The following is a 25,531-nucleotide window of genomic DNA, read 5'->3' as shown; positions in this document are numbered from 1 at the left end:
GTCTGCAGTGTGGACAGAGAGACCAAGGGCGGAATGCTCTACTCCGCCTGAACCTCATCCAGGCCGAGAGCCATGGGGATTGCTGCGGCACACATGAGTGCCATTGTGATCAGAACAACGGAAACCCCGAAAAATTCCGCAATAATGCTGAAAAGCCCGCCTGCGAACAGCACGACTCCGATGATCGTGTTTGACAAGGCGGTATAGGCGGCTCTTGTGTCGACGGTCGCCATATCCACCAGATGGGTGGAACGTCCGAGCCGGACGCCTTGGTATGCGATCATGATACAGAAGAGCAGAACGGGAAGGACCATGGGCGCCGTCAGCCACCCCGTGACCGAAAACCAGGAGGCGAGCGCCAACACCACCATCGATATCGCCGATGCAATGAAAAGAACCTTGCGGCTGGATCGATCAGCCAACCGACCCCAGACATATGCGCTGACAAGGCCCGCAAAAGCAGATGCCAGAACAAGATAGCCCAGGCCACCAAAGCCGCCCTCGCCGGCCTTGCTTGCTGCAGCAATCATGAACGGTGGCGCCAGAGCGGTTGTCGTCAAAAACCCCCTGACCATGATGAAGCGGCGAAGCTGCGCATCGGATGCCAGGTATTGCAGATCGGCAATTGCCGATTTGAAGGCATTTTTTCCGCCCTGAGTTGCGCCAGCTTCTTCGTAAAGAGTGGAGAAAACCATTGCGGCAATCAGCCAGCAGCCCGCTGCGACAAACAATCCGCCGATAACCAGTGTCATTCTTGGCACAAATCCGGATATGAGCACGATCGCATAAATGATCGTTACCGCAGCTGCCAGAGATCCTGCCAGGCCTGTTGCTGTCCCGCGCGTGGATTTTGACACGGTTTTGCCCAGCACATCCTTGTAGGAAACCGAACAGACACTTCGCCCGATGGCGAGAACCGCGAGTGACAAGACGATGGCCCAGCCCGCGGCCGCACCTTCCAGTGTCAGCGCGCAAACAGCGATCGTTGCTGCCGCCAACCCCTGTACGAGGCTTCCCATCACCCAGACCCATTTGCGTACCGGGAACCGTCTGATGGTGCTGGCAGTGAATATTTGCGGCAACAGGGCACCAGCTTCACGGACCGGCACGAGCAGACCTACAAGAAATATTGGTGCAGCAAGTTCCGTTAGCAGCCAGCTCAGCACAAGCTTTGGATCAATCAGTCCATCGGATGATTTTGTCAGCGCCAACGACCCGACATGAACAAAGAAATTTCGCGGCTCTTCGTGACAAACGCTATCAGGTATGTCCCTGCACGCGCGTCCTTCATCATCGATGGCAACGGCTTCAAAGGCATCGCGCATCCGTTCGCTAACTTCAGCCATCAAACCGCCTTCCCACAACTCGCCAGAGTGACTGCGAATAGATTTGACCTCTCCGCAAAAAGCAAGACCTTCAGACTGGACCGCATCTCTGGCAATGATGGTCGGCAGGGCCTGTGCCGACGTTGATCTGCCAAGAATGCTGCGCGGCGACGAACGGCAGCAATGCGGAAGCCGAGGTGCGGTATTTTGGAAGGTGACGGCGGTTCGTAAAGGTCGTCAGTGACCATCGGGCAAATAGGCCGAAGATCCCTAAAAAGCCCGAGGCGGATAAACGCGGCTTGCGGTGTCTCAAAGCCGGAGCCACAAAGCTACGGCTTCAGGCAGAGCGCATCTGTCCGCCCTGCCCGCCACCCTCACAAATTGGTATAGACCGGCCCCTCGCCGCCCTGAGGCGGGACCCAGTTGATGTTCTGGTTCGGGTCCTTGATGTCGCAGGTCTTGCAGTGGACGCAGTTCTGGGCGTTGATCACGAAGGTCGGCACACCGTTGGTTTCGACCCATTCATAGACGCCGGCCGGGCAATAGCGCTCAGACGGTCCGCCATAGACATCATGCTCGGAGGTTTTCTGCAGCGCCATGTCCTTGACCTGCAGGTGCACCGGTTCGTTTTCGTCGTGATTGGTGTTGGACAAGAACACCGAGGACAACCGGTCGAAGGTCAGCACGCCATCTGGCCTGGGATAAGCGATCTTCTTGTGCTTGGCCGCAGGCTCGAGCATGGCGTAATCGGGCTTGCCGTGGCTCATGGTGCCAAACGGCGAAATGCCGAACAGCGTGTTGAGCCACATGTCCAAGCCGCCGAGTGCCACGCCGCCAATGGTGCCGAGTTTTGACCACAGTGGCTTGACGTTGCGGACCTTCTTGAGGTCCTTGCCGATGTCAGAAGCCTGCCAGGCGGCGTCATAACCCTCCAGCGTATCCTGCGCCCGGCCAGCTGCAATGGCGTCGGCGGCATGGTCGGCCGCCATCATGCCCGACAGCACGGCGTTGTGTGAACCCTTGATGCGGGCCACATTGACGAAACCGGCCGAACAGCCGATCAGCGCGCCGCCCGGAAAGACAAGTTTCGGCACCGACTGCCAGCCGCCTTCGGAAATGGCGCGGGCGCCATAGCCCAGCCGCTTGCCGCCTTCAAACACCGGCGCGATCGCTGCGTGGGTCTTGAAGCGCTGGAATTCCTCGAAGGGCGACAGCCACGGATTCTTGTAGTTGAGGTGAACAACGAAACCGACCGCCACCTGATTGTCATCGAGATGATACAGGAACGATCCGCCGCCGGTCTTCATGTCGAGCGGCCAGCCGAAGGAATGCTGCACCAGGCCCGGTTTGGAATGCTCCGGCTTGACCTGCCAGAGTTCCTTCAGACCGATGCCGTATTTCTGCGGCTCGCGGCCTTCATCGAGCTTGAATTTTGAAATCAGCTGCTTGGCCAGCGAACCGCGCACTCCCTCGCCGATCAGCACATATTTGCCCAGCAGAGCCATGCCGCGGGCGTAGTTCGGGCCGGGTTCGCCATTGCGCTCGACGCCCATGTCGCCGGTGGCGACACCGATCACGGCACCGGCGTCATTGGTCAGCACCTCGGTGGCGGCAAAGCCCGGATAGATCTCGACGCCCAACGCTTCGGCGCGGTCGCCAAGCCATTTGGTGACGTTGGACAGCGATACGATGAAATTGCCATGATTGTTCATCAGCGGCGGCATCAGGAAATTCGGCAGCCTGATTGACCCGGCTGGTCCAAGGACCAGAAAATGATCGGCCTTGACCGGTGTCTTGAAGGGATGATCGGGGTCATCGCGCCAATCGGGTATGAGCTTGTCGATGCCGACCGGATCGACGACAGCGCCTGAAAGAATATGCGCGCCGACTTCGCCGCCCTTTTCCAGAACAACCACCGTCAGTTCGGGGTCGCGCTGTTTGAGCCGGATTGCCGCGGAGAGGCCAGCTGGCCCTGCCCCCACGATCACCACATCAAATTCCATGCTCTCGCGCTCGGGAAGCTCGTTCACATCAGTCATCGGACGTCCTCACCTCTTTGATCCGGCGGCGCCAGGCTGTGGCGGACGCGTCGGATCAATCCAACATCGGGCTCTGGTCTAAACGGAAGGCCGGACCTGTTGAGCCGCACTCCGGATACACCAAACGGCCTTGCGGCCGGTTCATCCTGTCATGGCAAATGGCGCGCGCGAAGTCGAGCCGGGATGCGACAGGATTTGCATTCTCACCTAACAATTATTGACGCGCACGTAAACGTCAACCACCGAATTTGTCATTGCCTCCGTTGCGCAGGCTGAAACGGCAGAACCGGTCGCGGCATTGCCGCGCCTGCCATGCGCATCATGGCTGCACGGTGGAACGGTGTTCAGCATCGGATTGAAAACAGTGGAGACAGTGTGGCGGCCGAGAAACCAGCGAGGAGCCCGGAGTGGTTCGAGATCAAAAGGAGGAATTCTCAGCCGGCGCTGGCGAACATCGGCTGCATGTGCAGCACCAGCACGGCCCCGGCCACTTTTTCGCTCTTGTCGAGAAACGGCGTCATCCGGCAGATAACATCGTACATACGACCACGGTTGTCGGAAACTTCGTAGGTATAGGACACCCTCGCCCCGCCAAAACACTGATCGAGGCGCAGCTTTGCACGGGACTGGAACCGCTCCATATCGATCATGTCGAGAAGGTGCTTGCCGATGAAATCAATCGGACGCTTGTCATGAAAATCGGCGTTGCGCTTGTTGCAATAGATATAGCGGTAATCGAGGCCAATGACAGCAACGCGCTCCAGCACCGAATCAAGAACCAGTTCGTGCAAGGACGGATCATAGCCTTCGACCAGCATCTGCTGCTCCGACCGGGCGGCTTTTAGAGCGATGCTTGAATCCATATAGCGATCAAACAGCGATGACATCATGTCGGTGTAACGTCCGACACTGCTGCCATCTTCGCAGTCTCTCAATGCAAGGCGATTGAAGAAATTGATCTGTGTTGACATTTCGCTTCGGCTACGCGCTTGCATCTCAAATATACTGCGCACCACATGTTGAAGCCGGACATCGAGCCGGTCGACCTGATCTTCGTCCTCACGGCGCACGGCAAGCAATAATTCGCTGGCGATGCGTTCAAACTGCTGAATTAGCTCATAGAGCATCAAGACACCGATTATCAATTTCTGCCTGGAAATACTTTTACAATGATAATCGCGCGTTGTCGACAATCACCCAACTTGCTTTCTGGCAATGGTCAAAATTTCCTGTCACGCACTCAATTTCACAACAGGATCGAACCAAAGCCGCGATCCTGCATCAGATTTCACACGACACAGGCAAGCCCGCTTTCAAAACCCTTTCGCGGCAACTGGCTGGCGTACTCACAGCAAAACTGACGACGCGCGACATGAATCAATTCGCAAGTAATAGGCAATAAGGCCGGGTTCCTCAACAGGGTTGCCGCAGCAAGTGTCTATCCGCGACAAAGTCTGCTGGAAATTGCTGTCAGGCAAAAGTTCAGAACACCACTGACGTGACAAATACTCTGAGTTTCACTGCACCAATTCGAATTTTGGGGTCTGCAACAGCTGATATTCACAAAAAATGCGGTGTATGCGGCAAGAAATCGCGAAAACGCTCATTGTCTCGATTTTTGTGATTTTCGATCAAAGCGATGCGCGTTCAGCCAGTTTGGCCAGATCCGGCACCTCGACATGGCGGCTGCTGCCAATCAGGATAATGCCATCCTTGCGCAAGCCCGTCATTTGCCTGCTCACCGTTTCAATGGTCAAGCCGAGGAAATCGGCAATATCGGACCGCGATAGCGGCAATGCGAAGCGCGCCGAATCTGCGTCCGATTCAGGATCGATATTGCTTGCGATCAACAACAGGAAACTCGCCACCTTCTCGGCTGCGGTCTTTCGCCCCAGGGTCAACATCCAGTCGCGGGCTTCGTCCAACTCATTCAGCGTCTGCTCCAGCAGTTTGCGCTCGAGCTCTGGGGTATCCTTGATCATCCGGTCAATCACGGTTTTCGGGAAACTGCAGAGATTGACGTCGGTGGCAGCATCAGCGGTGATGTCGCTGGCCGCGCGAAACGGGCGCCCGAGGAAATCGGGTGCGAACTGCAGGCCGACAATCTGTTGACGGCCATCGGCCATCATCTTGGTCAGTTTCACCACGCCAGCAATGATGTTGGCGTAATTGGCGGTTTCCTGGCTCTGCCCGATCAATTCGGATCCCGACTCCACATGCCGACGGGTTGCATGCTTGCTCAGGCTGATCAACTGGTCGGGGGACAATGCGCCGCACACACCCTTGTGCCGGGCTTCGCAAGCCCTGCACAGCACCGGAATATCAGAGTTGTGGATGTCTTTGCGATGCGCGTCCATCAAACCCTCATTCCTGCGTCAACAAGACCACCTGAACACGCCACCACAAGCGCGCCTCGTTCGCACGCATCAGTGCCAGCGCACAAAAAAGCAGCGAGGCTTGATCAAAGTCAAGGCGGGAACGGCGCTGGAAGGCATTGTGTACGCTCACATACGGAAGTGGACCCATGCAAAAAGAGTTTATTCGCAAGCACGGTGGCCCGGCGCCGCGCTACACCAGTTATCCCACCGCTCCGCATTTTCATGACGGAATTGACGGCGATGTTTACGCACGCTGGCTGGGCAAACTGACGCCTGGGCAAACGCTGTCGCTCTACATCCACATTCCCTGGTGCGACCGGCTTTGCTGGTTCTGCGGCTGCAACACCAAGCAGACCCTGAAATATGATCCTCTGAAAACCTATCTCACGGCCCTCGAACACGAGATCGAGACCATTTCCGGCCTGATTGATCCAGGATGCCGCGTCACCGCGCTGCATCTGGGCGGCGGCTCGCCAACCATGCTGCGCCCCGACGACATGGTGGCGCTCAATCAGGCTCTGCGCAGCCGGTTCAATTTCGATGCCGATGCCGAAATCAGTGTCGAAATGGATCCCAACGACCTCACCGCCGACAGATATGATGCACTTGCTGCCATCGGAATGACCCGCGCTTCGCTCGGGGTCCAGGATTTCGATGAAAAGGTGCAACAGGCAATCAACCGTGAGCAGACCTTTGAACAGACCCGCGAGGTTGTCGAACAGGTCCGGGCCCGCGGCGTCCGGTCAGTCAATTGCGACGTACTTTACGGGTTGCCGCACCAGACCCGCCGAACCATCGACAAAACCATCGAACAGGTTCTCTCGCTTGCACCCGACCGGATAGCTCTGTTCGGCTACGCCCATGTCCCATGGATGAAAGCCAATCAGAAGATGATCGATGAGTCGGCCCTGCCCGACATCACCGAGCGGTTTGCGCAGATGAACCGGGCTGCTTCAGCTCTGACCTCCGCCGGATACACGGCGATTGGCATTGATCATTTTGCCTTGCCTGGCGACTCTCTGGCGACTGCCGCTGCCGCCGGAACCATGCGGCGCAATTTCCAAGGCTACACCAGCGACACTGCCGATGCGCTGATCGGAATGGGCGCGTCCTCCATCGGACAGTTGCCACAGGGATATGTCCAGAATCAGCCATCCACCGGGGAATATCAGCGACAGGTCAGTCTCGGCCAGTTGCCTGTCGTGCGTGGCTTCGAGTTGGCGACAGAAGACCGGATACGCGCCCGCATCATAGAACTGCTGATGTGCGATTTCGCCTTTTCCTTTGCGGCGATTCGGCATGAGTTTGGCGGCGCGGTCGAAGCCATACTGGATGAAGCCGAATATCTGGCAAGCTGTGACACCGATGGTATGATCGAGTTCAGTGGCGGTCTCTTTCAAGTGACCGCAAAGGGAAAGCCGTTTGTGCGCTCGATTGCATCAGCATTTGACGGCTATTTTGGCACCGGCAGTGCGCGCCATTCGCTTGCTGTGTGATCCCATCGTCCCTATGTAATGGGTCCAGGCGGACGAGCCGGTGAAACGGCGCGCAAACAAGCCATTGGCTTTTGCGCCGGTTTTTTCTATAGCTTCGCTCAAACAGTTATCCAATGAGGACAGAAGCGTGACCGCAACATTTGACAAGGTCGCCGATATCATCGCTGAAACCAGCGAGATTGACCGCGATTCCATCACCACTGAAAGCCACACCATTGACGATCTGGGCATCGACAGCCTCGATTTCCTCGACATCGTATTTGCTGTCGACAAGGAATTTGGCATCAAGATTCCGCTCGAGCAATGGACGCAGGAAGTCAATGACGGCAAAGCTTCTACCGAGGAGTATTTCGTGCTTGGCAATCTGTGCACCAAGATCGACGAGCTGAGGGCTGCAAAGGGTTGACGCCCGACGCGGCAGGCCCGACGCGGCAGGATTGACTCATGCAGCTTGAATACTTCCAGATGATCGACCGCATTGAGGCGCTTGATCTTGATGCAGGCACTCTGGTTGCAAGTTCGACCGTACCCGGCTCCAGCCCGGTGTTCGAAGGTCATTTCCCCGGCATGCCACTGGTTCCCGGGGTGCTTCTGATTGAAACCATGGCACAGGCCAGCGGATTTCTGGTTCTGGCCGCGACGGATTTTGCGGCTATGCCGTTCCTGATGTCGGTTGATGGCGCCAAAATGCGTGATTTCGTCAAGCCCGGCGCATTGCTGGAAATCACCGCCACGCTGGAGCACGAAGGCTCCGGTTTCGCTGTTACCAAGGCAAGAATATCAAGTGGCGGGAAAAAAGTGGCCGATTGCCAGCTCAAACTGAGAACCGTCGCCTTTGACCAGGTTCCGCTTGCCGGTATCGTTCGCACCCGGGCCGAGGAAGTGGGGCTTTTGACCGCCATGGCGAAAGCATCAGGAGACCAGCTATGACAGAGACACGCCATGCAGTAGTGGTAACGGGAGTAGGTCTGGTCACGTCGCTCGGCGTCGGGCGTCAGGAGCATTCCGACAAGCTTATGGGTGGCTCCCCGCTGCTCAAGAGAACCGACAGCGACCGGTTCGCGCCTTACACGGTTCACCCCTTGCCCGAAATTGACTGGTCCGAGCAGATCCCGCGCCGCGGTGATCAGCGTCAGATGGAGAACTGGCAGCGGCTTGGTGTTTATTCCGCCGGCCTGGCGCTTGATGATGCCGGGCTCAAGGATGATCTCGAGGCTTGCGCTTCCATGGACATGATCGTCGCCGCCGGCGGCGGTGAGCGTGATATCTCGGTTGATACGCTGATCATCGAGGAAAGCCGCAAGCGCAACGACCGCGAACAATTGCTCAATGAGAAATTGACCACCGAATTGCGCCCGACCCTGTTCCTTGCGCAATTGTCCAATCTGCTCGCCGGCAATATTTCCATTGTTCACAAGGTCACCGGATCTTCGCGCACCTTGATGGGCGAGGAAGGCGCAGGCATTTCCGCCATCGAGACAGCCCATGCCCGCATTGCAGCCGGTCAATCGACTCATTGTCTTGTCGGCGGCGCCTTCATCGCCGAGCGCTTCGACATGTTGATGGCCATGGAAGCCTTGCAAAGCCTTGGCAAAAACCCCGGTGAACCGTTCTGGAACAGCGATGGCCAGGCCAACGGCATGAATCTCGGAACCTCTGGCGCATTTCTGGTGCTGGAATCGCTTGAGCACGCACAGGCGCGCGGCGCCCATATTTATGCCCGCCTCGACGCGGTTCTGGCCGACCGCGGCCAGCGCGCCGACGGAGGCATGGAACGCCGGCTCGAAAACCTTGCCGACGGCACTGGCGCGAGCGCAACCGGCGCAGACACCATTGTCTTCTCCGGCGCAAGTGGCCTTCCCGATCTCAGCGCACGCGAACGTGCTTTTCTCGAGGCGCGGTTTCCCACGACGCCGCTGCGCACCATTGGCGCCCTGTTCGGCCATTCGCTCGAAGCCCAGTTCCCCACCGCCATGGCGTTGGCCTGCCTGGCGCTCGACGCCGGATCACCAGTGACCCCGTTTACAGCCGGCGAAGCCGTTGCCCAGGAAGCGGCAAATTCGGCCATTGTGACAACAGTCGGCCATGTTCGCGGTGAAGGTATCGCCCGCCTGACGAGAATGCCATGAGACGGAGACAGCCATGAGCAAAGCTGCGTACAAAGACCATCTTGGCCGTCCTCTGGTCGCCGTCACCGGCATGGGCGTCGTCTCCTCGCTGGGTCAGGGCATTGAGGACAATTGGGCGGCGCTGACCGCTGGCAAGTCCGGCATACACTCGATCACCCGGTTCCCCTCGGATGGCTTGTCCACCCGCATTTGTGGCACGGTTGATTTCATCGAAATTCCGGCCCCCAACGCGGTCGAGCGGTCCTTTGCCTTTGCCCGCGAAACCACTCTTGAAGCACTCGCGCAAGCTGGCCTGTCGGGCGATTTTGGCGGTCCGCTGTTTCTGGCAGCACCGCCGATCGAGCCTGAATGGAGTGCACGTTTCGAGCTTGGCGACCGGGTCCGGCCCGAGCAGATGACCGGCAATGCCTATGAGCAGTTTCTCGCGGTGTTGCGCGAAAAGGCCGACCCGGCATTTCATGAAGCCGCCATGTTCGGCTCCATTTCCGAGCGCCTGGCAGACCAGTTTGGAACCCGTGGCTTGCCGGTGACGCTGTCGACTGCCTGCGCCTCAGGAGCGACCGCGATCCAGCTCGGCGTCGAGGCGATCCGCCAGGGCCGCACAGACCGCGCCTTGAGCGTTGCCACCGACGGCTCGGTCAGCGCCGAAGCGCTGATCCGCTTTTCACTGCTATCGGCACTGTCGACCAATAACGATGTCCCCGAAAAAGCCTCACGTCCCTTTACCAAGGACCGCGAGGGCTTTGTCATTGCCGAAGGGGCAGCCACTCTGGTGCTCGAATCACTTGAGGCTGCGGTTGCCCGTGGCGCGAAAATTCTCGGTATCATCAGCGGCTGCGGCGAGAAGGCCGATGATTTCCACCGGACCCGCTCGTCGCCAGGCGGTGCACCTGCGATCGCCACCATTCGTGCGGCACTTGATGATGCCGGCCTGTCATCCGACGAAATCGGTTACGTCAATGCGCATGGCACATCAACGCCGGAAAACGACAAGATGGAATACATGTCGCTGTCGACCGTGTTCGGCGACCGGATGGCAGACGTTCCGGTGTCATCGAACAAATCGATGATAGGACATACCCTGACGGCGGCCGGCGCAGTCGAAGCCGTATTCTCGCTGTTGACCATCGCCACCGGAGTGCTGCCGCCAACCATCAATTACGACAATCCGGACCCGACGATCCCGCTCGACGTGGTCCCGAATGTGAAACGTGATGCGACGATCACGCATGTCCTTTCCAACTCTTTCGGGTTTGGCGGGCAGAATGCATGTCTTGTCATGTCGGCTGAACCCGCTTAAGGCATGGCGCGTTCCGGCAAACCGGCCGAAGCAAAGGTGATCATGGATCCTGCAAAGGCGTAAACGCGTCAACCGGGCGGTCATCTGGAAGCCCGTGCGCGGGCTCGACATTTGAATATTCATGGCGGCCTCTACGGCCCCGACGAGCGGCGAAGGACGAGTACCATGCGGGCATTGCAGCTGATCGAAGACCGCAAGCTTGAAACCGTGGATCTGCCACCCCCGCCCCCGCCCGGCATCGGCGAAGTCACTGTTTCCATAAAGGCCGTGGCGCTCAACCACATCGATGTCTGGGGTTGGCGCGGCATGGCGTTTGCCAAGCGCAAGATGCCATTGGTCATCGGCGCCGAGGCATCTGGCGTGATCGATTCGATAGGACACGGTGTCTCCGGACTTGTTCCCGGCCAGCTTGTTTCGATCTACGGCGCGCGCACCTGCGGCCTGTGCCGCCCCTGCCGGGAAGGCCGTGACAATCTGTGCGAACATGTCAGCGGTGTTCACGGCTTTCATCTCGACGGTTTTGCACAGGAAAAAATCAATCTGCCGGCCCGGCTGCTGGTTCCGGCTCCTCCCGGCGTCACCACAATCGGCGCGGCTGTCGCCCCTGTCACTTTCGGCACTGTCGAGCACATGCTGTTTGACAACGCCAAGCTGGAACCCGGCGAGACCATTCTGATCCACGCTGGCGGATCAGGCATCGGCAGCGCAGCGATCCAGCTCGCCAAGAAAATCGGCTGCACCGTCATCACCACGGTTGGCTCAGACGCCAAGATAGAGCCGGCGAAGGCCTTGGGCGCGGACCATGTCATCAACTACCGCGAAGACCGCTTCGAGGGTGTGGTGCGCAAGCTCACCAAGAAACGCGGTGTGGATGTGGTGTTCGAGCACGTCGGCGCCGACACCTGGGCTGGCTCGATGCTGTCGCTCAAGCGCGGCGGACGACTGGTAACCTGCGGTTCGACCTCCGGCGTTTCCACCCAGATGAATTTGATGATGCTGTTCCAGCGGCAACTCAAGCTGCTCGGCTCCTTTGGCTGCCGCATGGAAAACATGGCCGACGCCATGCAGAAGATGGCCGAGGGCCTGGTACATCCCGTCATCGATACCGAAATCGGATTCGATGACATTTCCGTAGCCCTTGCGCGCATGGAAGGGAGGGATGTTTTCGGCAAGATCATCCTCCGGATGGATTGAGGCCGCGAAACATCCGATGACGTACAAATACCGCATGGCGCTGACGCGCATTGTCATTGCCTTGAGACGGGTCAGGGACTGGGTGATTGCCACACTGATCTTCAGCCTGTTACGCCTGATCTCGCTGTTGCCTGCGCATAAGGCGATCCCGTTCGTCGATTACATGGCGCGGCGCATTGGTCCTCTGACTTCGCGCCACAAGCTGGCGATGTACAATCTGTCTCGAGCCTTCCCGGAAAAATCCGTCGCCGAGCACACGCAGATCGCCACCGACATGTGGGGCAGCATGTCGAGGCTGGCTGCCGAATATGTGTTTCTGGACCAGATTTTCGACTTTGACCCGGACGCCGACAAACCGGGATGGGTGGAGGTTGAAGGCGCCGACATCTTCTTGAAACTGCGCGACACAAACAAGCCATTCATTGTTTTCACCGCCCATACCGGCAATTTCGAACTTCTGCCAATCGCTGCTGCCGCCTTTGACCTTGATGTGATGGCGTTGTTCCGTCCGCCGAACAATCCCTATATCGCGAAAAAGGTGCTGGCCGCCCGGCGCACCACGATGGGCCACCTGGTGCCGTCACGCGCTGGCGCTGCATTCACGCTCGCAAGGCGGCTCGAAAGCGGCGGCGGCGTCGGCATGCTGGTCGACCAGAAATTCCACAAGGGCACCAGAACCTCGTTCTTCGGGCTTGAAGTCCACACCAATCCGTTGCTCGCCAAGCTGCTCAGGCAATATGAATGTGAAGTCTATCCGGCCCGCGCCATCCGTCTTCCCGGCGGACGCCACCGGCTGGTGGTCGAGCCTGCCATTGAAATCCCGCGGCAACCCGATGGCGCTGTCGACATTGCCGCCACGTCGCAACTGCTCAACGACAAGGTGGAAAGCTGGGTGCGCGAATATCCCGGCCAGTGGCAGTGGTTCCATGACCGCTGGAACATCAAGCACACCCTGAAATAAAGAACAGAGGATCCGGCATACGCCAGACCCTCTGCCCCGTCTTTTTCAGTCGTGGAATTGTCAGTTCTGGACAACGATCCGGATGTTGTTCTTGCCCATTTTTTCGACCATTGAATAGAACTTCGCGGCATCCTTTTCCGCCAGCCGGACACAGCCATGCGATGCACGGCGCCCCAGACGCTTGGTGTCGCGAGTGGCATGGATCGCATAGCCGCCACGGAAGAACACAGCATAATGCATCCACGCATTGTTATACTTCCGTGACCGGTGATAGCGTGAAAGCCATTTCGGCGAATAGGTGCCCCGTGGTGTCGAATACCCGGACCGGCCGGTTGACACGCGCCACTTGTGTTTCACTTTGCCGTTCTGGCTGATCACCATCGTCTGCGAAGAAACATCGATCTTGGCGATGACCTTTGCAGCGAAAGCTGATGCAGATGAGAATGGCATAAGAGCGAGGGCAAGGACCCCGGCCAAGAAGATGTTACGCATTGCTGTTTCCCCTGTTGCCTTGAACCAAATTATATTAGCTTCGGATCAATCTGAACAGATATGAGCATCATTTACAGTTAAGATGCACGATGGCATTTTATCTATCGGCCCATTTTCTGCATTTAGTGAGCTACAATGAAACAATAAACCCCAAGAAAACCAGCAACGCAAGGCAATCGCAAGCTCTCCGGAAAATCAGAAGCCCATCAACTATGTCTCGCGCACCTGCCTTGCTGTGCCCTGACGCATTCAGGCTCGCCTCAATCACCGTCTTGCCTCCGTATTGACGCGATCCACCGAGCGCCAGCCCCAGCCCACCTGCCATCGCCGCCTCAGGCCACCCGGCATTGGGCGAGCGGTGCAGTCCTGAATCAACCAGCGCAGTCTCCATGGCCCGATGCATCGACGGCCTGCCTTTGACCAGACCGGAGCCCGCAGCAATCAACCCCGCCGACAATCGCGCAGCCGGCCAGTTGGCAAGGTCATCGAGCCTGGCCGCAGCACGTCCGAAATCCCTGTACTGGTCATTCAGGTGGCCGATCATGGAATCTGCGGTATTGAGCATTTTGTAGGCCATCAGGCCGGGTAACCCCAACAGCGCATACCACAACACCGGTGCAACGATTCCGTCGGAAAAATTCTCCGCCAGGCTCTCGATGGCCGCCCGCGACACCCCGGCTTCGTCAAGCGCCTCAGGGTCGCGTCCGACAATCATCGACACCGCCTTGCGGCCGCCGGGCAATCCATCCTTCAAAAGTCCTCTGGCCACCGCGCCGACATGATCAGCGAGGCTTTTCTGGGCCAGGAACACCGCTACCACACCCGTTTCAAGAATCAGGCCTGCGACGCCCAGCTCCGCAAACAACCGGGAGAGAAACCAGCCAGCAAGACCGGCAAGCAGCAGCAATGCCGCGATCGAGGCGCGGCCTTTGCGGCGGCGGACATCGGCAGGATCGGAAGCATGGTTGAACCGCCGGTCTGCAAAGCCAATGGCAGCGCCGAACATCACCACCGGATGGCTGATCCGTCGCCACAGCCAGTCAGGATCACCAATGACGCGATCCAGCACCAGCGCAGCAAGGAGAACCGGCAAATGGCCCATCACGTGACGCGGGCACCTGCAAGCCGCAATGTTTCGCGAAGCCGGACAGCGGACAATTCATCCGGCACCAATCCGACCCTGATCCGCGAAGGACTGTGATCAAAGGCCCGCACCAGCACCTGTCTGCCGGCCATCGCATCACGGACCGCTGCGCCCTCACCCACCTCGCAATAGAAAAACAACGGCGCTTCGCCGACAATCGATACGCCGGCCATGTTCAGCGCCGAGCGGGTCATGGTGTTGGCCTTGGCGATCCTGGTGCGCAGTTCACCGATCAGGTCGATGCGCGAAAACGCATGCGCCGCAATCGCCAGCGCCGGTCCGGACACGGCCCACGGACCAAGCCGTTCGTTCAGGATTCTGGCCAGCTTTGGCTCGGCAAAGACAAATCCCAACCGCAGGCCCGCAAGACCAAAGAACTTGCCGAACGACCGCAACACCACAAGATTGGGCTCCATGCCTGCTGCCCCCACCATGGACAGGTCCTGACGCAGATCGGCAAAGGCTTCGTCGACAATCAGAAGCCGCTGGCGATGCGCACGGGCAAAGCCGAAAATATCGTCCCGCATGGTCTCATGGCCATCGGGATTGTTGGGATTGGCAAGCACGGCCACATCTGCCTGTGTATCGGCGGCCGCTTCCAGGCTGTGGACCTCTTCGACCGCCTTGCCGACCCGCCGGTAGGACAATGCATATTCGCTGTAGGTGGGCGAAACGATGGCCGTCAGATCGGCGTTTGGTGCAAGCCAGGGCAGCAACTGGATGACAGCCTGGGTGCCCGGCACGGCAACCGGCATCACCGAGCCGCCATAATGCCGCATGGCCAGTTCGCAAACCCGACGAACTTCGGCCGGTTCCGGCAACCGCCGCCAGCACTCAGCCGTCATTTCCGGTAGCGGCAAGGTGAAAGGACTGATCCCGGTCGACAGATCAAGCCACTCGGAAGCCGAACCGCCATAACGGGCAACCGCTTCCGACAGCGCTCCGCCATGGGCTATCGGAACTTCGTTCGGGTCCGCCATTGGCTAATCTATCCTGTCAATCACATGCATGAACGATCCTGCGACATTGCCGCGCTTGAGACCGGCGGCACCTTGATCAGTGCCCAGTGCGTCACGGGCCGAAAACAGCCTGTCCGCTTCACCTTCGGAGACGACCGTGGCGTAGTGGAATTCATGCGCCGAGAGTTCCATGTTCCAGAAAAACCCCGGCATCGGCACAAGCCGGCGGTAGCCCAGATGCCGCGTGGGATTGGCAAAACTTGTCTCGAGCGGCAGGGCGCCGAGCATCTCGTGACGCACGCCCTCGGCATCAATCAAGCCGTCACCGAGCACCATGTAGCCACCGCACTCGCCATAGACCGGAATACCGCGATCAATCGCTGCCTGCATACCCGCCTTGAAACCGCTGGCGCTGGCAATGCGGCCTGCATGCAATTCAGGATACCCGCCTGGCAGCACCACTGCGTCGCAATCATCCGCCGGAGCTTCATCGGCAAGCGGCGAGAAAAACGAGACCTCCGCTCCGCGCCGGCGCCAACCAAGCAGCATGTGCTCGTAGAAGAACGCGAACGCGACATCCCGCGCCACGGCGATTTTCTGTCCGGGCGGCGGAAGCCTGAGAATGTTGGCAGGCGCCGGCTTGGCCTGTGCCCGCTGCGCCAGCTTGATCAACTGGTCGATATCGATGCGGCTTTCCATCACATCGGCAGCATCGTCAATCAACGTGGCCAACTTTTCATTTTCACCAGCCTGCACCAGCCCGAGATGGCGCTGCGGCAGCACCAGCTTCTCGTTACGTGGCAGCGAGCCAAGCACTTCGACACGCGCCTTTTCCAGCGCCTGACGCAGCATCCCGTCATGCCGCGGACTCGCCACGTGATTGAGAATAACCCCCGGCACCAGAACATCGGGATGGAAATTGGCAAACCCGTGCGCCAGCGCTGCCACCGAATGCGACATGCCGGTGCAATCGATCACCAGGACAACCGGCAGCCCCAGCAATCCGGCCAGATCGCCCGCCGAGCCGGAGCCGTCGGCTGCACCGTCGAACAGCCCCATCATCGCCTCGATCAGCATCATCCGTCCGCCTTGCGACTGCAGCGATGCATTGGCCAGAAGCAGATCTCTGCGCATCGCCCACGGATCATAATTGAGGCAGGCCTGGCCGCTGGCTGCTGCGTGGAACGCCGGGTCAATATAGTCTGGACCAGCCTTGCCCGGCGCCAGCGCCACTCCACGGCGTTGGAGCGCCCGCAGCAGCCCAAGGGTCACAGTTGTCTTGCCCGAGCCCGACCGGGGCGCGGCAATCATCAATCCGGTCATGCACTGTCTTTCTGCGCATCGGCGCGATTTCCAAGGGGATCAGCGGTCAGAACCCGTCCGGCAGCCGCTCCCATCCAGTCGAGCGCCGGGCGCAATCGCACCACCTGCCCGACCACAACAATGGCCGGCGGCTTCAGCCCGGATGCAGCGACATCCTCGGCGGCTCGTCCGAGGGTGGTTTCGAGTACCTGCTGCGCCTCTGTCGACGCATCAGTAACAAACGCCACAGGCTCGTCGGCAGCCCGCCCTGCATCGATCAGCCGCGCGGCGATGGTCGCGATATGCTTCATCGCCATGTACATGACGATCACCTGGCTGCCGCGCGCCACACCGTCCCAATCAACCCGGTCGGGGACCAGCCCCGAAGAATCATGACCGGTTAGAAATGTCACCGTGTGGTTGGTGTCGCGATGCGTCACCGGAATGCCGGCATAGGCCAGTCCGCCGATGCCGGCGGTAATGCCCGGCACGACCCGGAATGGGATGTGGTTTTCGACCAGAGTCAATGCTTCCTCGCCACCGCGCCCGAAGACAAACGGATCGCCGCCCTTGAGCCGCAGCACCTTGTTGCCCGCCCGCGCCAGTTCGACCAGCCGCAGCGAAATATCACGCTGCTTGGCCGAGGGTTTGCCACCCCGCTTGCCGGCATATTCGATCACCGCGCCTGTGCGCGCCAGCTTGAGACAATCGGCATTGACCAGCGCGTCATGCACGATCACATCGGCCTGGCTCATCGCATTGGCGGCATGCAGCGTCAACAGCCCGGGATCGCCCGGTCCGGCGCCGACAAGCCACACTTCGCCTGCTTGCATCTGCGGCAGGTTCTGTTGCCAATTGGTCATTGTTTTCCGTTCATCCGTCGCGCGCGAAGTTGCTCTGGCCGCATGGGTTACACACCTATCAATCTCACTCTATAACGGCAACAGGCTAGACACGACCGAGAACTGCGACATGGACGCTGACGAAACCGAAATCCGGCTGGAAAAACCGTCCACGGCACTGCGCCGCGGCTGGACCACCGGTGCGTGTGCAACGGCTGCAACCAAGGCGGCGCTGACCGCACTGCTGTCCGGCGACTTCCCCGATCCGGTTGAAATCACCCTGCCAAAGGGCGAGACTCCGTGTTTTCCGCTGGCCCGCGAAATCCTCACCGAAGATCACGCCATGGCCGGAATCATCAAGGATGCCGGCGACGATCCTGACGTCACCCATGGCGCACTGGTGATTGCCAGTGTGCGGCGCTTGCCCACGGGTGACGGCATCGTCTTCAGGGCCGGTGACGGCGTCGGCATGGTGACCAAGGCAGGCCTGCCGATACCGGTCGGTGAACCGGCAATCAATCCGGTGCCGCGCCAGATGATGATCCAGGTGGTCACGGCGCTTTGTGCGGAGCACGGTGTTTCGCCGGATGTCGAAATCGAGATCGCCATCGGCAACGGCGCCGAGCTGGCCCTGCAAACCTGGAACCCGCGGCTGGGCATTGTCGGCGGGCTGTCGGTGCTCGGCACCACCGGCGTGGTGCATCCGTTCTCCTGTTCGTCCTGGATTCATTCGATCCACCGCGGCATCGATGTCGCCCGTGCCGAGGGCTATGCCCATGTGCTCGGCGCCACCGGCTCGACATCGGAAAAAACCGCGCAGGATTTTTACAAGCTGCCCGATATCGCCTGTCTCGACATGGGTGACTTTGCCGGCGGCTTGCTCAAATATCTCCGCGCCCATCCGGTGCCGCGCCTGACGATTGCCGGCGGCTTTGCCAAGCTGACCAAGCTCGGCCAGGGGGCGCTGGATCTGCATTCCGGCCGCAGCCAGGTCGACATGGTCTGGCTGGCCGATCACGCTTTGCAGCTCGGAGCTCATGTGGATTTGAAGCAGCGGATTCTATCTGCCAACACGGCGATGGAAGTGCTTGAATTGACTCGGGAACAGGGAGTTGATCTGCCCGCGGCAATTGCGGTTGCAGCGCGCAGTATAGCGCTTGAAACCTTGCGCGGCGCGCCTGTCGAGGTTGACGTCATGGTGATGGATCGCGCCGGCAAGCTGCTCGCCCATGCCCGATAATCCGGCTCCGTCAGAGACCATCCTGATCCTCGGCGGCACAAGCGAAGCAGCTGAACTGGCGAAACAACTGGTCGAAAGCCAACCCGCTGCGCGCGTTATCACCTCGCTCGCCGGACGAACAAGGGAACCCGCGCCACTGGCCGGTGAAGTTCGCAGCGGCGGCTTTGGCGGCATCGATGGGCTCGTCTCTTATCTGCGTGAAAACCGCGTTACGCGGTTGATCGATGCCACCCATCCCTTTGCCCGCCAGATCAGCGCCAACGCCGTTGAGGCGGCTCGGATCGCGGGCGTGCCGCTCGAGATCCGAACCCGAATGCCATGGGAAAGACAGCAAGGCGACGAGTGGATCGTGGTGGAGACGCTGCAAGCCGCCCGCGACGCCATCCCGCCCCGCGCCCGCGTGCTGCTGGCCTTGGGCTCGCAGCATATCGGTGTGTTTGCGGACCGCGAGGACGCGCATTTCGTCGTCCGCATGATCGATCCGCCGGAGACCAAACTGGAGCTTCCTGATCACGCGCTGATCCTAGGACGCCCCGGCGACACGGCAGCCATCGAGGCGATGCTGCTGATCGCCCATTCCATCACCCACATCGTCTGCCGCAACTCCGGCGGCAAGTCGGCCTACGCCAAGATCGAAGCCGCACGGAAGCTGGGGTTGCCGGTGATCATGGTCGGGCGATAAGAACGGCAAAATACGCTTGGTTTTCCGTCATACCGGACCCCGATCCGGTATCCAACCAGCCCAGGTCCTTGGACTGATCAGGTTGGCAAATCCGATGCAGTCGATATGCGCAGTGTGCACCGAGGGCTCGAATTATCTCACTTCCTTTACAGCACTTTGCGCGTATTTTGATGCCTTGTAGTGAGTCTGCTTGTCTGCAAAAATAAGCGTGGATCTGGTGCCCATTTTGGCCCTTGTATCATTCCCAAACAGTAGGAAACCCAACATGAAACGAGAAGCTGTTAATCCGACCACAATGTACAATGCAACGCAGTTTGGGTTTTCGCATGCAGTTGCATCTGAAGGACGCAGAATGCTTCATCTCGCCGGGCAAGTCGCGTGGGACAAGGATAACAATCTGGTGGGCCCGGGTGACTTGGGCGCGCAAGCGGCGCAGGCCTTTGCAAATCTCAAAGAGGTGCTGGCCGCGGAAGGTGCGTCCGCAGCCAATGTTGTCAGACTCAGGACTTATGTGGTCAATTATTCGCCTGACCAGCTCGAAATCATCGGCCCTGCCATAGGTGCATTTTACGGTGATGTTATACCCGCAGCCAATACATTGATCGGCGTGCAGTGCCTTGCAATGCCGGATTTCCTAATCGAAATCGAAGCCACCGCAGTTCTGAGCTGATCCTAACTCAACACCAGAACAAAGACTCTTGACCCAGCGGGCGCCGGGTCGATGGGTCCCGGCTCATGGCCGGGATGGCGGCAACTGAGGAACCAGCAATACAAGATTGTCCTTGTGGCACGAAACGCGGTTGAGGTTCCGACGACAGACAAGCGCTACGCCACCTTCGCCTTCTTCTTTTTGCCGACATTCCGAAGCACGTGCGAGTACTCGGAATTGTACAGATCACTGTCACGGAAGCTGACGTCGCCGAAGACCTTGCCGACCATGATCAGCGCGGTGCGGGTGATCTTGTGCTTGCGCACCTCTTCCTTCATACCTTCCAGGGTGGTGCGGATATAGAGCTCGTCGGGCCAGGTGGCGCGATAGGCAATCACCACCGGGCAATCGGCGCCGTAAAACGGCTCCAGCGAACGGCGGACGTAATCGAGATTGCGGATCGACAGGTGGATGGCGAGCGTCGCGCGTGACTGGCCAAGAATTTCCAGCTGTTCGAATTCCGGCATCGACGACGCCTTCATGCCGGTGCGGGTGATGATCACCGTCTGGGCGATTTCCGGCAGTGTCAGCTCGGTGGCAAGCTTGGCCGCCACACCGGCGAATGCCGGCACGCCCGGCACCACTTCGTAGTCGATCCCCAGCGCATCCAGACGCCGCATCTGCTCGGCCACCGCGCCATAGATCGCCGGATCGCCCGAATGTACCCGCGCCACGTCCTGTCCGGCCTCATGGGCGGTCTTCATGTCGGCAATGATCTCGTCGAGATGCATCGGCGCGGTGTCCTTGACCAGCGCATCTTCAGGCGCCGCGTGGACGATCTCTTCGGGCACCAGCGAACCGGCATAAAGACACACCGGGCAGCGTTCGATCAGCTTGAGGCCACGCACGGTGATGAGGTCGGGTGCGCCGGGACCGGCGCCGATGAAATAAACGGTCATGCCGCGTCTCCTGAAACAGTCTGTGTCCCAACATGGGTCATCACGGTGCCTTCTTTCCGAGCGTAACCGCGCGGCGTATAGACCCAGTTCTTACCATCGCCGGTGGCCACCGTCGTGGAATTGGACGAGCCGACCACCACCACGGTGAGCATGTCGACATCATCGACATTGAGCGCGCCTAGCGGCACGATACGGATCAGCTCTCCCTCGCGCCCCAGATTGGTGGCGAGGATCACCGGCGTGGACGCCGGGCGATGCTCCAACAACTTGTCACGGGCCCAGGCCAGTTGAGTGCGGCGCTTCTTCGACACCGGATTATAGAACGCGATAACGAAATCGCCCTCGCCCGCGGCCGTCACCCGGCGCTTGATGTCGTCCCAAGGCGTCAGCAGATCCGACAGCGAGATGGTGCAGAAATCATGGCCTAGCGGCGCACCAGCACGCGCGGCGGCTGCCTGCAACGCCGAGATGCCTGGCGAGACAGCGATCTCGATGCGGCGGGCTTCTGCCGTCAGGCCCTCCGGCCCGTCCGACTTGTCGAGCAGTTCAAACACCAGCGTCGCCATCGCGTAAATCCCGGCGTCACCCGAACAGACCAGCGCCACCGATTTGCCTTCGCCGGCCAGTTCCATCGCATGGCGAACCCGCGCCTCTTCCTTGCCGAGATCGAAATCATGCCGCGCCTTGCCCTTGGTCAGTGGCCCGAGCAGATCGAGATAGAGCGAGTAACCGACCAGATCGGTCGATGTCGCCACCATCTGCGAGACTTCCGGCGAACGCCAGCCATCCGATCCGGGGCCGATGCCAACCACCATCAGCTTGCCTCGAGCCCTGCCCGGCAGATTTGCACGTGTGAAAGGCTCAGGCGCACGACCGATGGCGCAGGTGGCGCGGCGGCTCTTGCGTTTCTCCGCGATCAGTTCGCCCGATGGCCCAACAGCAACCAGTGCAGCGCCCTCGGAAACCCCATGGCATCCGACTTCGGCAAAGACGATATCGGAGGGATGTTTCAAACGCGGCGTTTCGACCTCCAGCGTAGCGGCATCGAAGAACCGCGCCGGGCAACCAAAGTGGCTGGCCACATGATGTACCGCTGCCTCATCTGCCTTCACATCAATTGATGTCACGAGCCCGACTGAAGCGGGTGACAGACCGGTCTGCTCGAGACTTTCCAAAGCCAGCGCCAACGCTTCGTCACCACCAGCACCACGTTCACAGCCGATGCCGAGCACGAGGTTTTTTGGATGATACAGCAGACCATTTACGGGCGACGTGACGGCCTTGTCAGAGGCAAGCAGAACAACCTCGCCATCCGCTGACAGCGGCAATCCGCTCCCGGCCAGCCAGCCCGCCTCGCCCTCAAGTCGCGCCGATTTTCCGGCCACCAGATCCGCCATCACCTGCTTGGCGTTTTCCGGGTTGGCCAGCACCCAGCCTTCCGGCGGCTGATCCAGCGCAATGCCAAATTTCACATCACCGGCTGTGGTGATGGCAGCGAAGCCCTCAACCAGATCGGCGATCTCCCGCGCCAGATCATTGGCTCCGTGATGGCCGCCCAGAAGCGGAACGACAGCTGATCCATCTTCGGCCACGGCGATCACCGGCGGCTCACTCATCTTGTCGGACAGGTGTGGCGCCAGCAGCCGGATCACCGCACCGGCTGCCATAACCGCGATCATCGGGCGGCCGTCCAAAAACTGAATGGCGAGATGTGACCCCACATCTGTAAAGGTTACATCAACGGTTTCAGTGATACGTCGGGCCAGTCCGTGCACCTCGCCGCCGGTCGCCCTGGCAATACGCCTGGCAATCGGCAAAGCCGCTTCGGAGAGAATGATGATGGCGGGAGATGTGGTCATGTTTTGCTCCCGGGCAAGGCGTGGATCCAGTCCTCGCCGCCCTTGTAAATCAGGATCATCGAAAAATACGGAGCCGTGTCCTCGGGGACCTCGGCAAGCGGCATCAGCCGTTCAGCGTCGAGTGACACGCGTTCCACATAAATTGCATGAGTTAGCAGATTCAATTTGGCAATCAGAGCCCGCAAGCGCTTGAAATGCCTGCCTATCTTAATGATCGCCAATGCATCTGATGCGTTGATTCTATTTGTGAGCTCTTCATCGCAAAGTGGACCCGGCAAGACCGTGAGCACATCATTGCGCGCCGCCAGCGGCCGCCCCGCAGCACTCGCCGCCGCCATCATCGAGGACACGCCCGGAACCACTTCGGTGTCGTAATCCGAGGCCAGCCGCTCGTAGAGATACATGAACGAGCCATAGAAAAACGGGTCACCCTCGCACAGCACCGCCACGTCACGTCCAGCATCAAGATGCACTGAGATTTCGACCGATGCCTTGTCGTAAACTTCGCGCGCCGGAAACCGCTCGGTGCGCATCGGCATCACGATCGGGATCTCGGTCTGCCCGCCGGGCAAGTGCTGCGCAGCGATGGCGCGCGCAAAACTCGGACCCGTATCTGGCGCCGGCCAGGCGATCACCGGAACCTTTTGCAGGATCTTGTGCGCCTTCAATGTAATCAGATCCGGATCACCCGGACCGAGTCCGAGCCCGTACAATTTGCCGGTCATGCCTGCTCCTTGGTCACGGACCAAAGGGTCACCGGCATCAGCGGTTTCCAGCCGAGATAGCGGCCGACCGGTTCGGCGCGGTTGACCTGCAGCCGGATCAGTTCACCGCCATGCACGGCTTGCAGGGCGAACAGCCGCGCCTCGCCCTCGACGGTTACCGCATTGGCAACCAGCCGGCCGAACGGCTTGAGCGCGTCCCAGGCCGACTCGAAAACGCCGTCAATGGAAATGCCGCCACCGATGAAAACCGCGTCGGGCATTTCGAGATCAGCGAGGGCATCGGGTGCCGCGCCGGCAACAATTTCCAGCCCCGGCGAACCCAGCGTGATGGCATTGTGCGCGATCATCTTCCGGCGGGCTTCACTGGATTCAATGGCAATCGCTCTTGCGCCGCGCGCCGCACGTATCCACTCGATGCCGATCGAGCCACAGCCGGCGCCGACATCCCATAGCAACCCGCCCGGCACCGGCCCGAGGCGTGACAGGGTCACTGCCCTCACCTCGCGCTTGGTCAGTTGCCCGTCATGCTCGAACGCGTCATCGGCAAGCCCGGGGATGCATGGCAGCAGCGCCGTTCCGGACTGCGCTTCACAGGCAATCGCCAGCGTGTTGAAATCGGCAAAATGCGGCTTGTCGGCAGCTATCCGGTCGGCCCGCATTACCCGCACCCGCTCGTCGGGTCCGCCGATATGTTCGAGCACATGCATCTCGGAACGGCCATAGCCGCGGGCACCGAGGATCTGCGCTGCCTCGATCACCGTGCGGCCGGCCGAGGTCAGCGCAATGATCCGGTTGCCCGGCTGCACATGCGAGGCCAGGCCATGCACCGAGCGGCCATGCAGCGAGATCATCGCCACATCCTGCAACGCCCAGCCAAGCCGCGACGCCGCGAGGGAAAACGCTGACGGCGACGGGATCACCCGCATCTCGGCTGCGCTGAGTGAACGCATCAGCGTGGCGCCAACACCATAAAACATCGGGTCACCTGTGGCCAGAATGGTCACCGGCGTGCCGCGCCGCGCCATCACCAGGGCGATTGTCTCCTTGATGCCAAAGGTCCAGGGAATTGTTTCGCGGCTGCCGCAGTCAATCCGCGCCAGCACCCGCTCGGGCGCGATGATTGTCTCTGCCGCGTCAAACAGGGTACGCGCCGACGGCGTCAGGCTGTCGAGCCCGTTGTCGCCAATGCCGATAATGGTCAGCCAGGGTGTCTCAGCCATGCCCTTCAAGCCCCCCGGCCAGCGCATTGACCGCCGCACTGGCAAGCGCGCTGCCACCGCGCCGGCCGGAGACAGTCAAGAATTCGACACCGCGCGGATCGGCTGCAAGCGCCGCCTTGCTTTCGGCCGCGCCGACAAAGCCCACCGGCACGCCGATGATGGCTGCCGGTTTCGGCGCGCCGGCATCAATCAGTTCCAGCAGCCGGAACAGGGCCGTCGGCGCATTGCCGATGGCAATCACCGCGCCGCCCATTCGGTCTGCCCAGAGATCGACCTGTGCCGCCGAGCGGGTGGTCGCATCGCGCGCTGCAATGCCGCGGACCTGCGGGTCATTGAGCAGGCAAACCACCTCGTTGTTCGCAGGCATCAGCCGCGCAATCACCCCGTGACGCACCATCTCGGCATCGCACAGCACCGGCGCACCGGCCTGAAGCGCCGCCCGTGCGGTTTTGCCAAATCCCGGCGAGGCGACAATATCATCGGCCAGATCGACCATGCCGCAGGCATGGATCATCCGCACCACGATCGAGCGGGTGTCGGCGTCAAACCGCGCAAGATCGGCTTCCGCCTGGATGATTGCGAATGAGCGCCGGTAGATTTCCGCCGGGTCAAGAATGGGCGTGAAGGCGGTCATGT

Annotated in this window: 24 protein-coding genes; 10 read left to right on the top strand and 14 right to left on the bottom strand. The window is 60.0% G+C overall.

The window, feature by feature from the left end; translation table 11 throughout:
- Window positions 1–38 precede the first annotated feature (38 nt).
- The 4 genes from IMCC20628_RS05340 to IMCC20628_RS05325 form a co-directional block, all read right to left on the bottom strand.
- Complete coding sequence (locus tag IMCC20628_RS05340) at window positions 39–1,346, bottom strand: MFS transporter (protein WP_047029356.1); 1,308 nt, start codon at window positions 1,344–1,346, stop codon at window positions 39–41.
- A 353-nt stretch (window positions 1,347–1,699) separates the two neighbouring features.
- A complete protein-coding gene (locus tag IMCC20628_RS05335) occupies window positions 1,700–3,364 on the bottom strand; it encodes an electron transfer flavoprotein-ubiquinone oxidoreductase (protein ID WP_047029355.1) in 1,665 nt (554 codons plus the stop codon).
- A gap of 434 nt (window positions 3,365–3,798) precedes the next feature.
- A complete protein-coding gene (locus IMCC20628_RS05330; protein ID WP_047029354.1) occupies window positions 3,799–4,491 on the bottom strand; it encodes a PAS domain-containing protein in 693 nt (230 codons plus the stop codon).
- A 504-nt stretch (window positions 4,492–4,995) separates the two neighbouring features.
- Complete coding sequence (locus tag IMCC20628_RS05325) at window positions 4,996–5,721, bottom strand: Crp/Fnr family transcriptional regulator (RefSeq protein WP_047029353.1); 726 nt, start codon at window positions 5,719–5,721, stop codon at window positions 4,996–4,998.
- Between the two features lie 167 nt (window positions 5,722–5,888).
- On the opposite strand from IMCC20628_RS05325, the gene hemN reads away from it, so the two are divergent.
- The 7 genes from hemN (at window position 5,889) to IMCC20628_RS05290 (ending at window position 12,822) form a co-directional block, all read left to right on the top strand.
- Window positions 5,889–7,238, top strand: coding sequence for an oxygen-independent coproporphyrinogen III oxidase (gene hemN, locus IMCC20628_RS05320; RefSeq protein WP_047029352.1), 1,350 nt, complete (start codon window positions 5,889–5,891; stop codon window positions 7,236–7,238).
- A 127-nt stretch (window positions 7,239–7,365) separates the two neighbouring features.
- On the top strand, window positions 7,366–7,644 hold the full coding sequence (locus IMCC20628_RS05315; protein ID WP_047032279.1) for an acyl carrier protein: 279 nt from the start codon (window positions 7,366–7,368) through the stop codon (window positions 7,642–7,644).
- Window positions 7,645–7,682: 38 nt separating this feature from the next.
- Window positions 7,683–8,168, top strand: coding sequence for a 3-hydroxyacyl-ACP dehydratase FabZ family protein (locus tag IMCC20628_RS05310; protein ID WP_047029351.1), 486 nt, complete (start codon window positions 7,683–7,685; stop codon window positions 8,166–8,168).
- Window positions 8,165–9,367 (top strand): beta-ketoacyl-ACP synthase, encoded by a 1,203-nt coding sequence (locus tag IMCC20628_RS05305; protein ID WP_047029350.1) that lies wholly within the window; start codon window positions 8,165–8,167, stop codon window positions 9,365–9,367. The genes IMCC20628_RS05310 and IMCC20628_RS05305 overlap by 4 nt, the downstream gene beginning before the upstream one ends.
- A 13-nt stretch (window positions 9,368–9,380) precedes the next feature.
- Window positions 9,381–10,667: a beta-ketoacyl-ACP synthase gene (locus IMCC20628_RS05300; RefSeq protein ID WP_047029349.1), complete on the top strand. Its 1,287-nt coding sequence runs from the start codon at window positions 9,381–9,383 to the stop codon at window positions 10,665–10,667.
- 165 nt (window positions 10,668–10,832) lie between these two features.
- On the top strand, window positions 10,833–11,861 hold the full coding sequence (locus tag IMCC20628_RS05295) for a zinc-binding dehydrogenase (RefSeq protein ID WP_047029348.1): 1,029 nt from the start codon (window positions 10,833–10,835) through the stop codon (window positions 11,859–11,861).
- A gap of 16 nt (window positions 11,862–11,877) precedes the next feature.
- A complete protein-coding gene (locus IMCC20628_RS05290; protein ID WP_047032278.1) occupies window positions 11,878–12,822 on the top strand; it encodes a lipid A biosynthesis lauroyl acyltransferase in 945 nt (314 codons plus the stop codon).
- 60 nt (window positions 12,823–12,882) lie between these two features.
- Here IMCC20628_RS05290 and IMCC20628_RS05285 read toward each other — a convergent pair whose 3' ends face one another.
- The 5 genes from IMCC20628_RS05285 to cobA form a co-directional block, all read right to left on the bottom strand.
- Window positions 12,883–13,314: a L,D-transpeptidase gene (locus tag IMCC20628_RS05285; protein WP_047029347.1), complete on the bottom strand. Its 432-nt coding sequence runs from the start codon at window positions 13,312–13,314 to the stop codon at window positions 12,883–12,885.
- Between the two features lie 130 nt (window positions 13,315–13,444).
- On the bottom strand, window positions 13,445–14,416 hold the full coding sequence (gene cbiB, locus IMCC20628_RS05280; protein ID WP_047029346.1) for an adenosylcobinamide-phosphate synthase CbiB: 972 nt from the start codon (window positions 14,414–14,416) through the stop codon (window positions 13,445–13,447).
- Window positions 14,416–15,438, bottom strand: a complete 1,023-nt coding sequence (cobD, locus tag IMCC20628_RS05275) for a threonine-phosphate decarboxylase CobD (RefSeq protein ID WP_047029345.1) — start codon at window positions 15,436–15,438, stop codon at window positions 14,416–14,418. The genes cbiB and cobD overlap by 1 nt, the downstream gene beginning before the upstream one ends.
- A 3-nt stretch (window positions 15,439–15,441) precedes the next feature.
- Window positions 15,442–16,740, bottom strand: coding sequence for a cobyrinate a,c-diamide synthase (locus IMCC20628_RS05270; RefSeq protein WP_047029344.1), 1,299 nt, complete (start codon window positions 16,738–16,740; stop codon window positions 15,442–15,444).
- Window positions 16,737–17,582, bottom strand: coding sequence for a uroporphyrinogen-III C-methyltransferase (cobA, locus tag IMCC20628_RS05265; RefSeq protein WP_047029343.1), 846 nt, complete (start codon window positions 17,580–17,582; stop codon window positions 16,737–16,739). Before cobA ends, IMCC20628_RS05270 begins: the two co-directional genes overlap by 4 nt.
- A gap of 109 nt (window positions 17,583–17,691) precedes the next feature.
- On the opposite strand from cobA, the gene IMCC20628_RS05260 reads away from it, so the two are divergent.
- From IMCC20628_RS05260 to IMCC20628_RS05250, 3 genes are all read left to right on the top strand, one after another.
- On the top strand, window positions 17,692–18,801 hold the full coding sequence (locus IMCC20628_RS05260) for a cobalt-precorrin-5B (C(1))-methyltransferase (RefSeq protein ID WP_047029342.1): 1,110 nt from the start codon (window positions 17,692–17,694) through the stop codon (window positions 18,799–18,801).
- Window positions 18,791–19,483: a cobalt-precorrin-6A reductase gene (locus tag IMCC20628_RS05255; protein WP_047029341.1), complete on the top strand. Its 693-nt coding sequence runs from the start codon at window positions 18,791–18,793 to the stop codon at window positions 19,481–19,483. The genes IMCC20628_RS05260 and IMCC20628_RS05255 overlap by 11 nt, the downstream gene beginning before the upstream one ends.
- Before the next feature lie 265 nt (window positions 19,484–19,748).
- Window positions 19,749–20,153, top strand: a complete 405-nt coding sequence (locus tag IMCC20628_RS05250) for a RidA family protein (RefSeq protein ID WP_047029340.1) — start codon at window positions 19,749–19,751, stop codon at window positions 20,151–20,153.
- Between the two features lie 155 nt (window positions 20,154–20,308).
- Here the strand turns inward: IMCC20628_RS05250 and cobM are convergent, their stop codons facing one another.
- Genes cobM through IMCC20628_RS05225 form a run of 5 tightly spaced genes read right to left on the bottom strand, consistent with a single transcriptional unit; the run spans window position 20,309 to window position 25,529 of the window.
- Window positions 20,309–21,091 carry a precorrin-4 C(11)-methyltransferase gene (gene cobM, locus IMCC20628_RS05245; protein WP_047029339.1) on the bottom strand — a complete coding sequence of 261 codons (783 nt, stop codon included), beginning with the start codon at window positions 21,089–21,091 and terminating at the stop codon, window positions 20,309–20,311.
- Window positions 21,088–22,950 (bottom strand): precorrin-3B C(17)-methyltransferase, encoded by a 1,863-nt coding sequence (gene cobJ, locus IMCC20628_RS05240; RefSeq protein ID WP_047029338.1) that lies wholly within the window; start codon window positions 22,948–22,950, stop codon window positions 21,088–21,090. Before cobJ ends, cobM begins: the two co-directional genes overlap by 4 nt.
- Window positions 22,947–23,675, bottom strand: a complete 729-nt coding sequence (gene cobI, locus IMCC20628_RS05235) for a precorrin-2 C(20)-methyltransferase (RefSeq protein WP_047029337.1) — start codon at window positions 23,673–23,675, stop codon at window positions 22,947–22,949. The genes cobJ and cobI overlap by 4 nt, the downstream gene beginning before the upstream one ends.
- Complete coding sequence (locus IMCC20628_RS05230) at window positions 23,672–24,895, bottom strand: bifunctional cobalt-precorrin-7 (C(5))-methyltransferase/cobalt-precorrin-6B (C(15))-methyltransferase (RefSeq protein ID WP_047029336.1); 1,224 nt, start codon at window positions 24,893–24,895, stop codon at window positions 23,672–23,674. The genes cobI and IMCC20628_RS05230 overlap by 4 nt, the downstream gene beginning before the upstream one ends.
- Complete coding sequence (locus tag IMCC20628_RS05225) at window positions 24,888–25,529, bottom strand: precorrin-8X methylmutase (protein WP_047029335.1); 642 nt, start codon at window positions 25,527–25,529, stop codon at window positions 24,888–24,890. Before IMCC20628_RS05225 ends, IMCC20628_RS05230 begins: the two co-directional genes overlap by 8 nt.
- Window positions 25,530–25,531: the final 2 nt, after the last annotated feature.

The organism is Hoeflea sp. IMCC20628 (assembly GCF_001011155.1).
Classification (GTDB): Bacteria; Pseudomonadota; Alphaproteobacteria; order Rhizobiales; family Rhizobiaceae; genus Hoeflea.
The sequence above is the reverse complement of the archived record's forward strand: the minus strand, read 5'-3'. Positions and strand labels throughout refer to the sequence as shown.

Bases quoted from the DNA above. Each gene is read 5' to 3' on its own strand.
- IMCC20628_RS05340 (WP_047029356.1), bottom strand. From the start codon at position 1,346: ATGGCTGAAGTTAGCGAACGGATGCGCGATGCCTTTGAAGCCGTTGCC.
- IMCC20628_RS05335 (WP_047029355.1), bottom strand. From the start codon at position 3,364: ATGACTGATGTGAACGAGCTTCCCGAGCGCGAGAGCATGGAATTTGAT.
- IMCC20628_RS05330 (WP_047029354.1), bottom strand. From the start codon at position 4,491: ATGCTCTATGAGCTAATTCAGCAGTTTGAACGCATCGCCAGCGAATTA.
- IMCC20628_RS05325 (WP_047029353.1), bottom strand. From the start codon at position 5,721: ATGGACGCGCATCGCAAAGACATCCACAACTCTGATATTCCGGTGCTG.
- hemN (WP_047029352.1), top strand. From the start codon at position 5,889: ATGCAAAAAGAGTTTATTCGCAAGCACGGTGGCCCGGCGCCGCGCTAC.
- IMCC20628_RS05310 (WP_047029351.1), top strand. From the start codon at position 7,683: ATGCAGCTTGAATACTTCCAGATGATCGACCGCATTGAGGCGCTTGAT.
- IMCC20628_RS05305 (WP_047029350.1), top strand. From the start codon at position 8,165: ATGACAGAGACACGCCATGCAGTAGTGGTAACGGGAGTAGGTCTGGTC.
- IMCC20628_RS05300 (WP_047029349.1), top strand. From the start codon at position 9,381: ATGAGCAAAGCTGCGTACAAAGACCATCTTGGCCGTCCTCTGGTCGCC.
- IMCC20628_RS05295 (WP_047029348.1), top strand. From the start codon at position 10,833: ATGCGGGCATTGCAGCTGATCGAAGACCGCAAGCTTGAAACCGTGGAT.
- IMCC20628_RS05290 (WP_047032278.1), top strand. From the start codon at position 11,878: ATGACGTACAAATACCGCATGGCGCTGACGCGCATTGTCATTGCCTTG.
- IMCC20628_RS05285 (WP_047029347.1), bottom strand. From the start codon at position 13,314: ATGCGTAACATCTTCTTGGCCGGGGTCCTTGCCCTCGCTCTTATGCCA.
- cbiB (WP_047029346.1), bottom strand. From the start codon at position 14,416: ATGGGCCATTTGCCGGTTCTCCTTGCTGCGCTGGTGCTGGATCGCGTC.
- cobD (WP_047029345.1), bottom strand. From the start codon at position 15,438: ATGGCGGACCCGAACGAAGTTCCGATAGCCCATGGCGGAGCGCTGTCG.
- IMCC20628_RS05270 (WP_047029344.1), bottom strand. From the start codon at position 16,740: ATGACCGGATTGATGATTGCCGCGCCCCGGTCGGGCTCGGGCAAGACA.
- cobA (WP_047029343.1), bottom strand. From the start codon at position 17,582: ATGACCAATTGGCAACAGAACCTGCCGCAGATGCAAGCAGGCGAAGTG.
- IMCC20628_RS05260 (WP_047029342.1), top strand. From the start codon at position 17,692: ATGGACGCTGACGAAACCGAAATCCGGCTGGAAAAACCGTCCACGGCA.
- IMCC20628_RS05255 (WP_047029341.1), top strand. From the start codon at position 18,791: ATGCCCGATAATCCGGCTCCGTCAGAGACCATCCTGATCCTCGGCGGC.
- IMCC20628_RS05250 (WP_047029340.1), top strand. From the start codon at position 19,749: ATGAAACGAGAAGCTGTTAATCCGACCACAATGTACAATGCAACGCAG.
- cobM (WP_047029339.1), bottom strand. From the start codon at position 21,091: ATGACCGTTTATTTCATCGGCGCCGGTCCCGGCGCACCCGACCTCATC.
- cobJ (WP_047029338.1), bottom strand. From the start codon at position 22,950: ATGACCACATCTCCCGCCATCATCATTCTCTCCGAAGCGGCTTTGCCG.
- cobI (WP_047029337.1), bottom strand. From the start codon at position 23,675: ATGACCGGCAAATTGTACGGGCTCGGACTCGGTCCGGGTGATCCGGAT.
- IMCC20628_RS05230 (WP_047029336.1), bottom strand. From the start codon at position 24,895: ATGGCTGAGACACCCTGGCTGACCATTATCGGCATTGGCGACAACGGG.
- IMCC20628_RS05225 (WP_047029335.1), bottom strand. From the start codon at position 25,529: ATGACCGCCTTCACGCCCATTCTTGACCCGGCGGAAATCTACCGGCGC.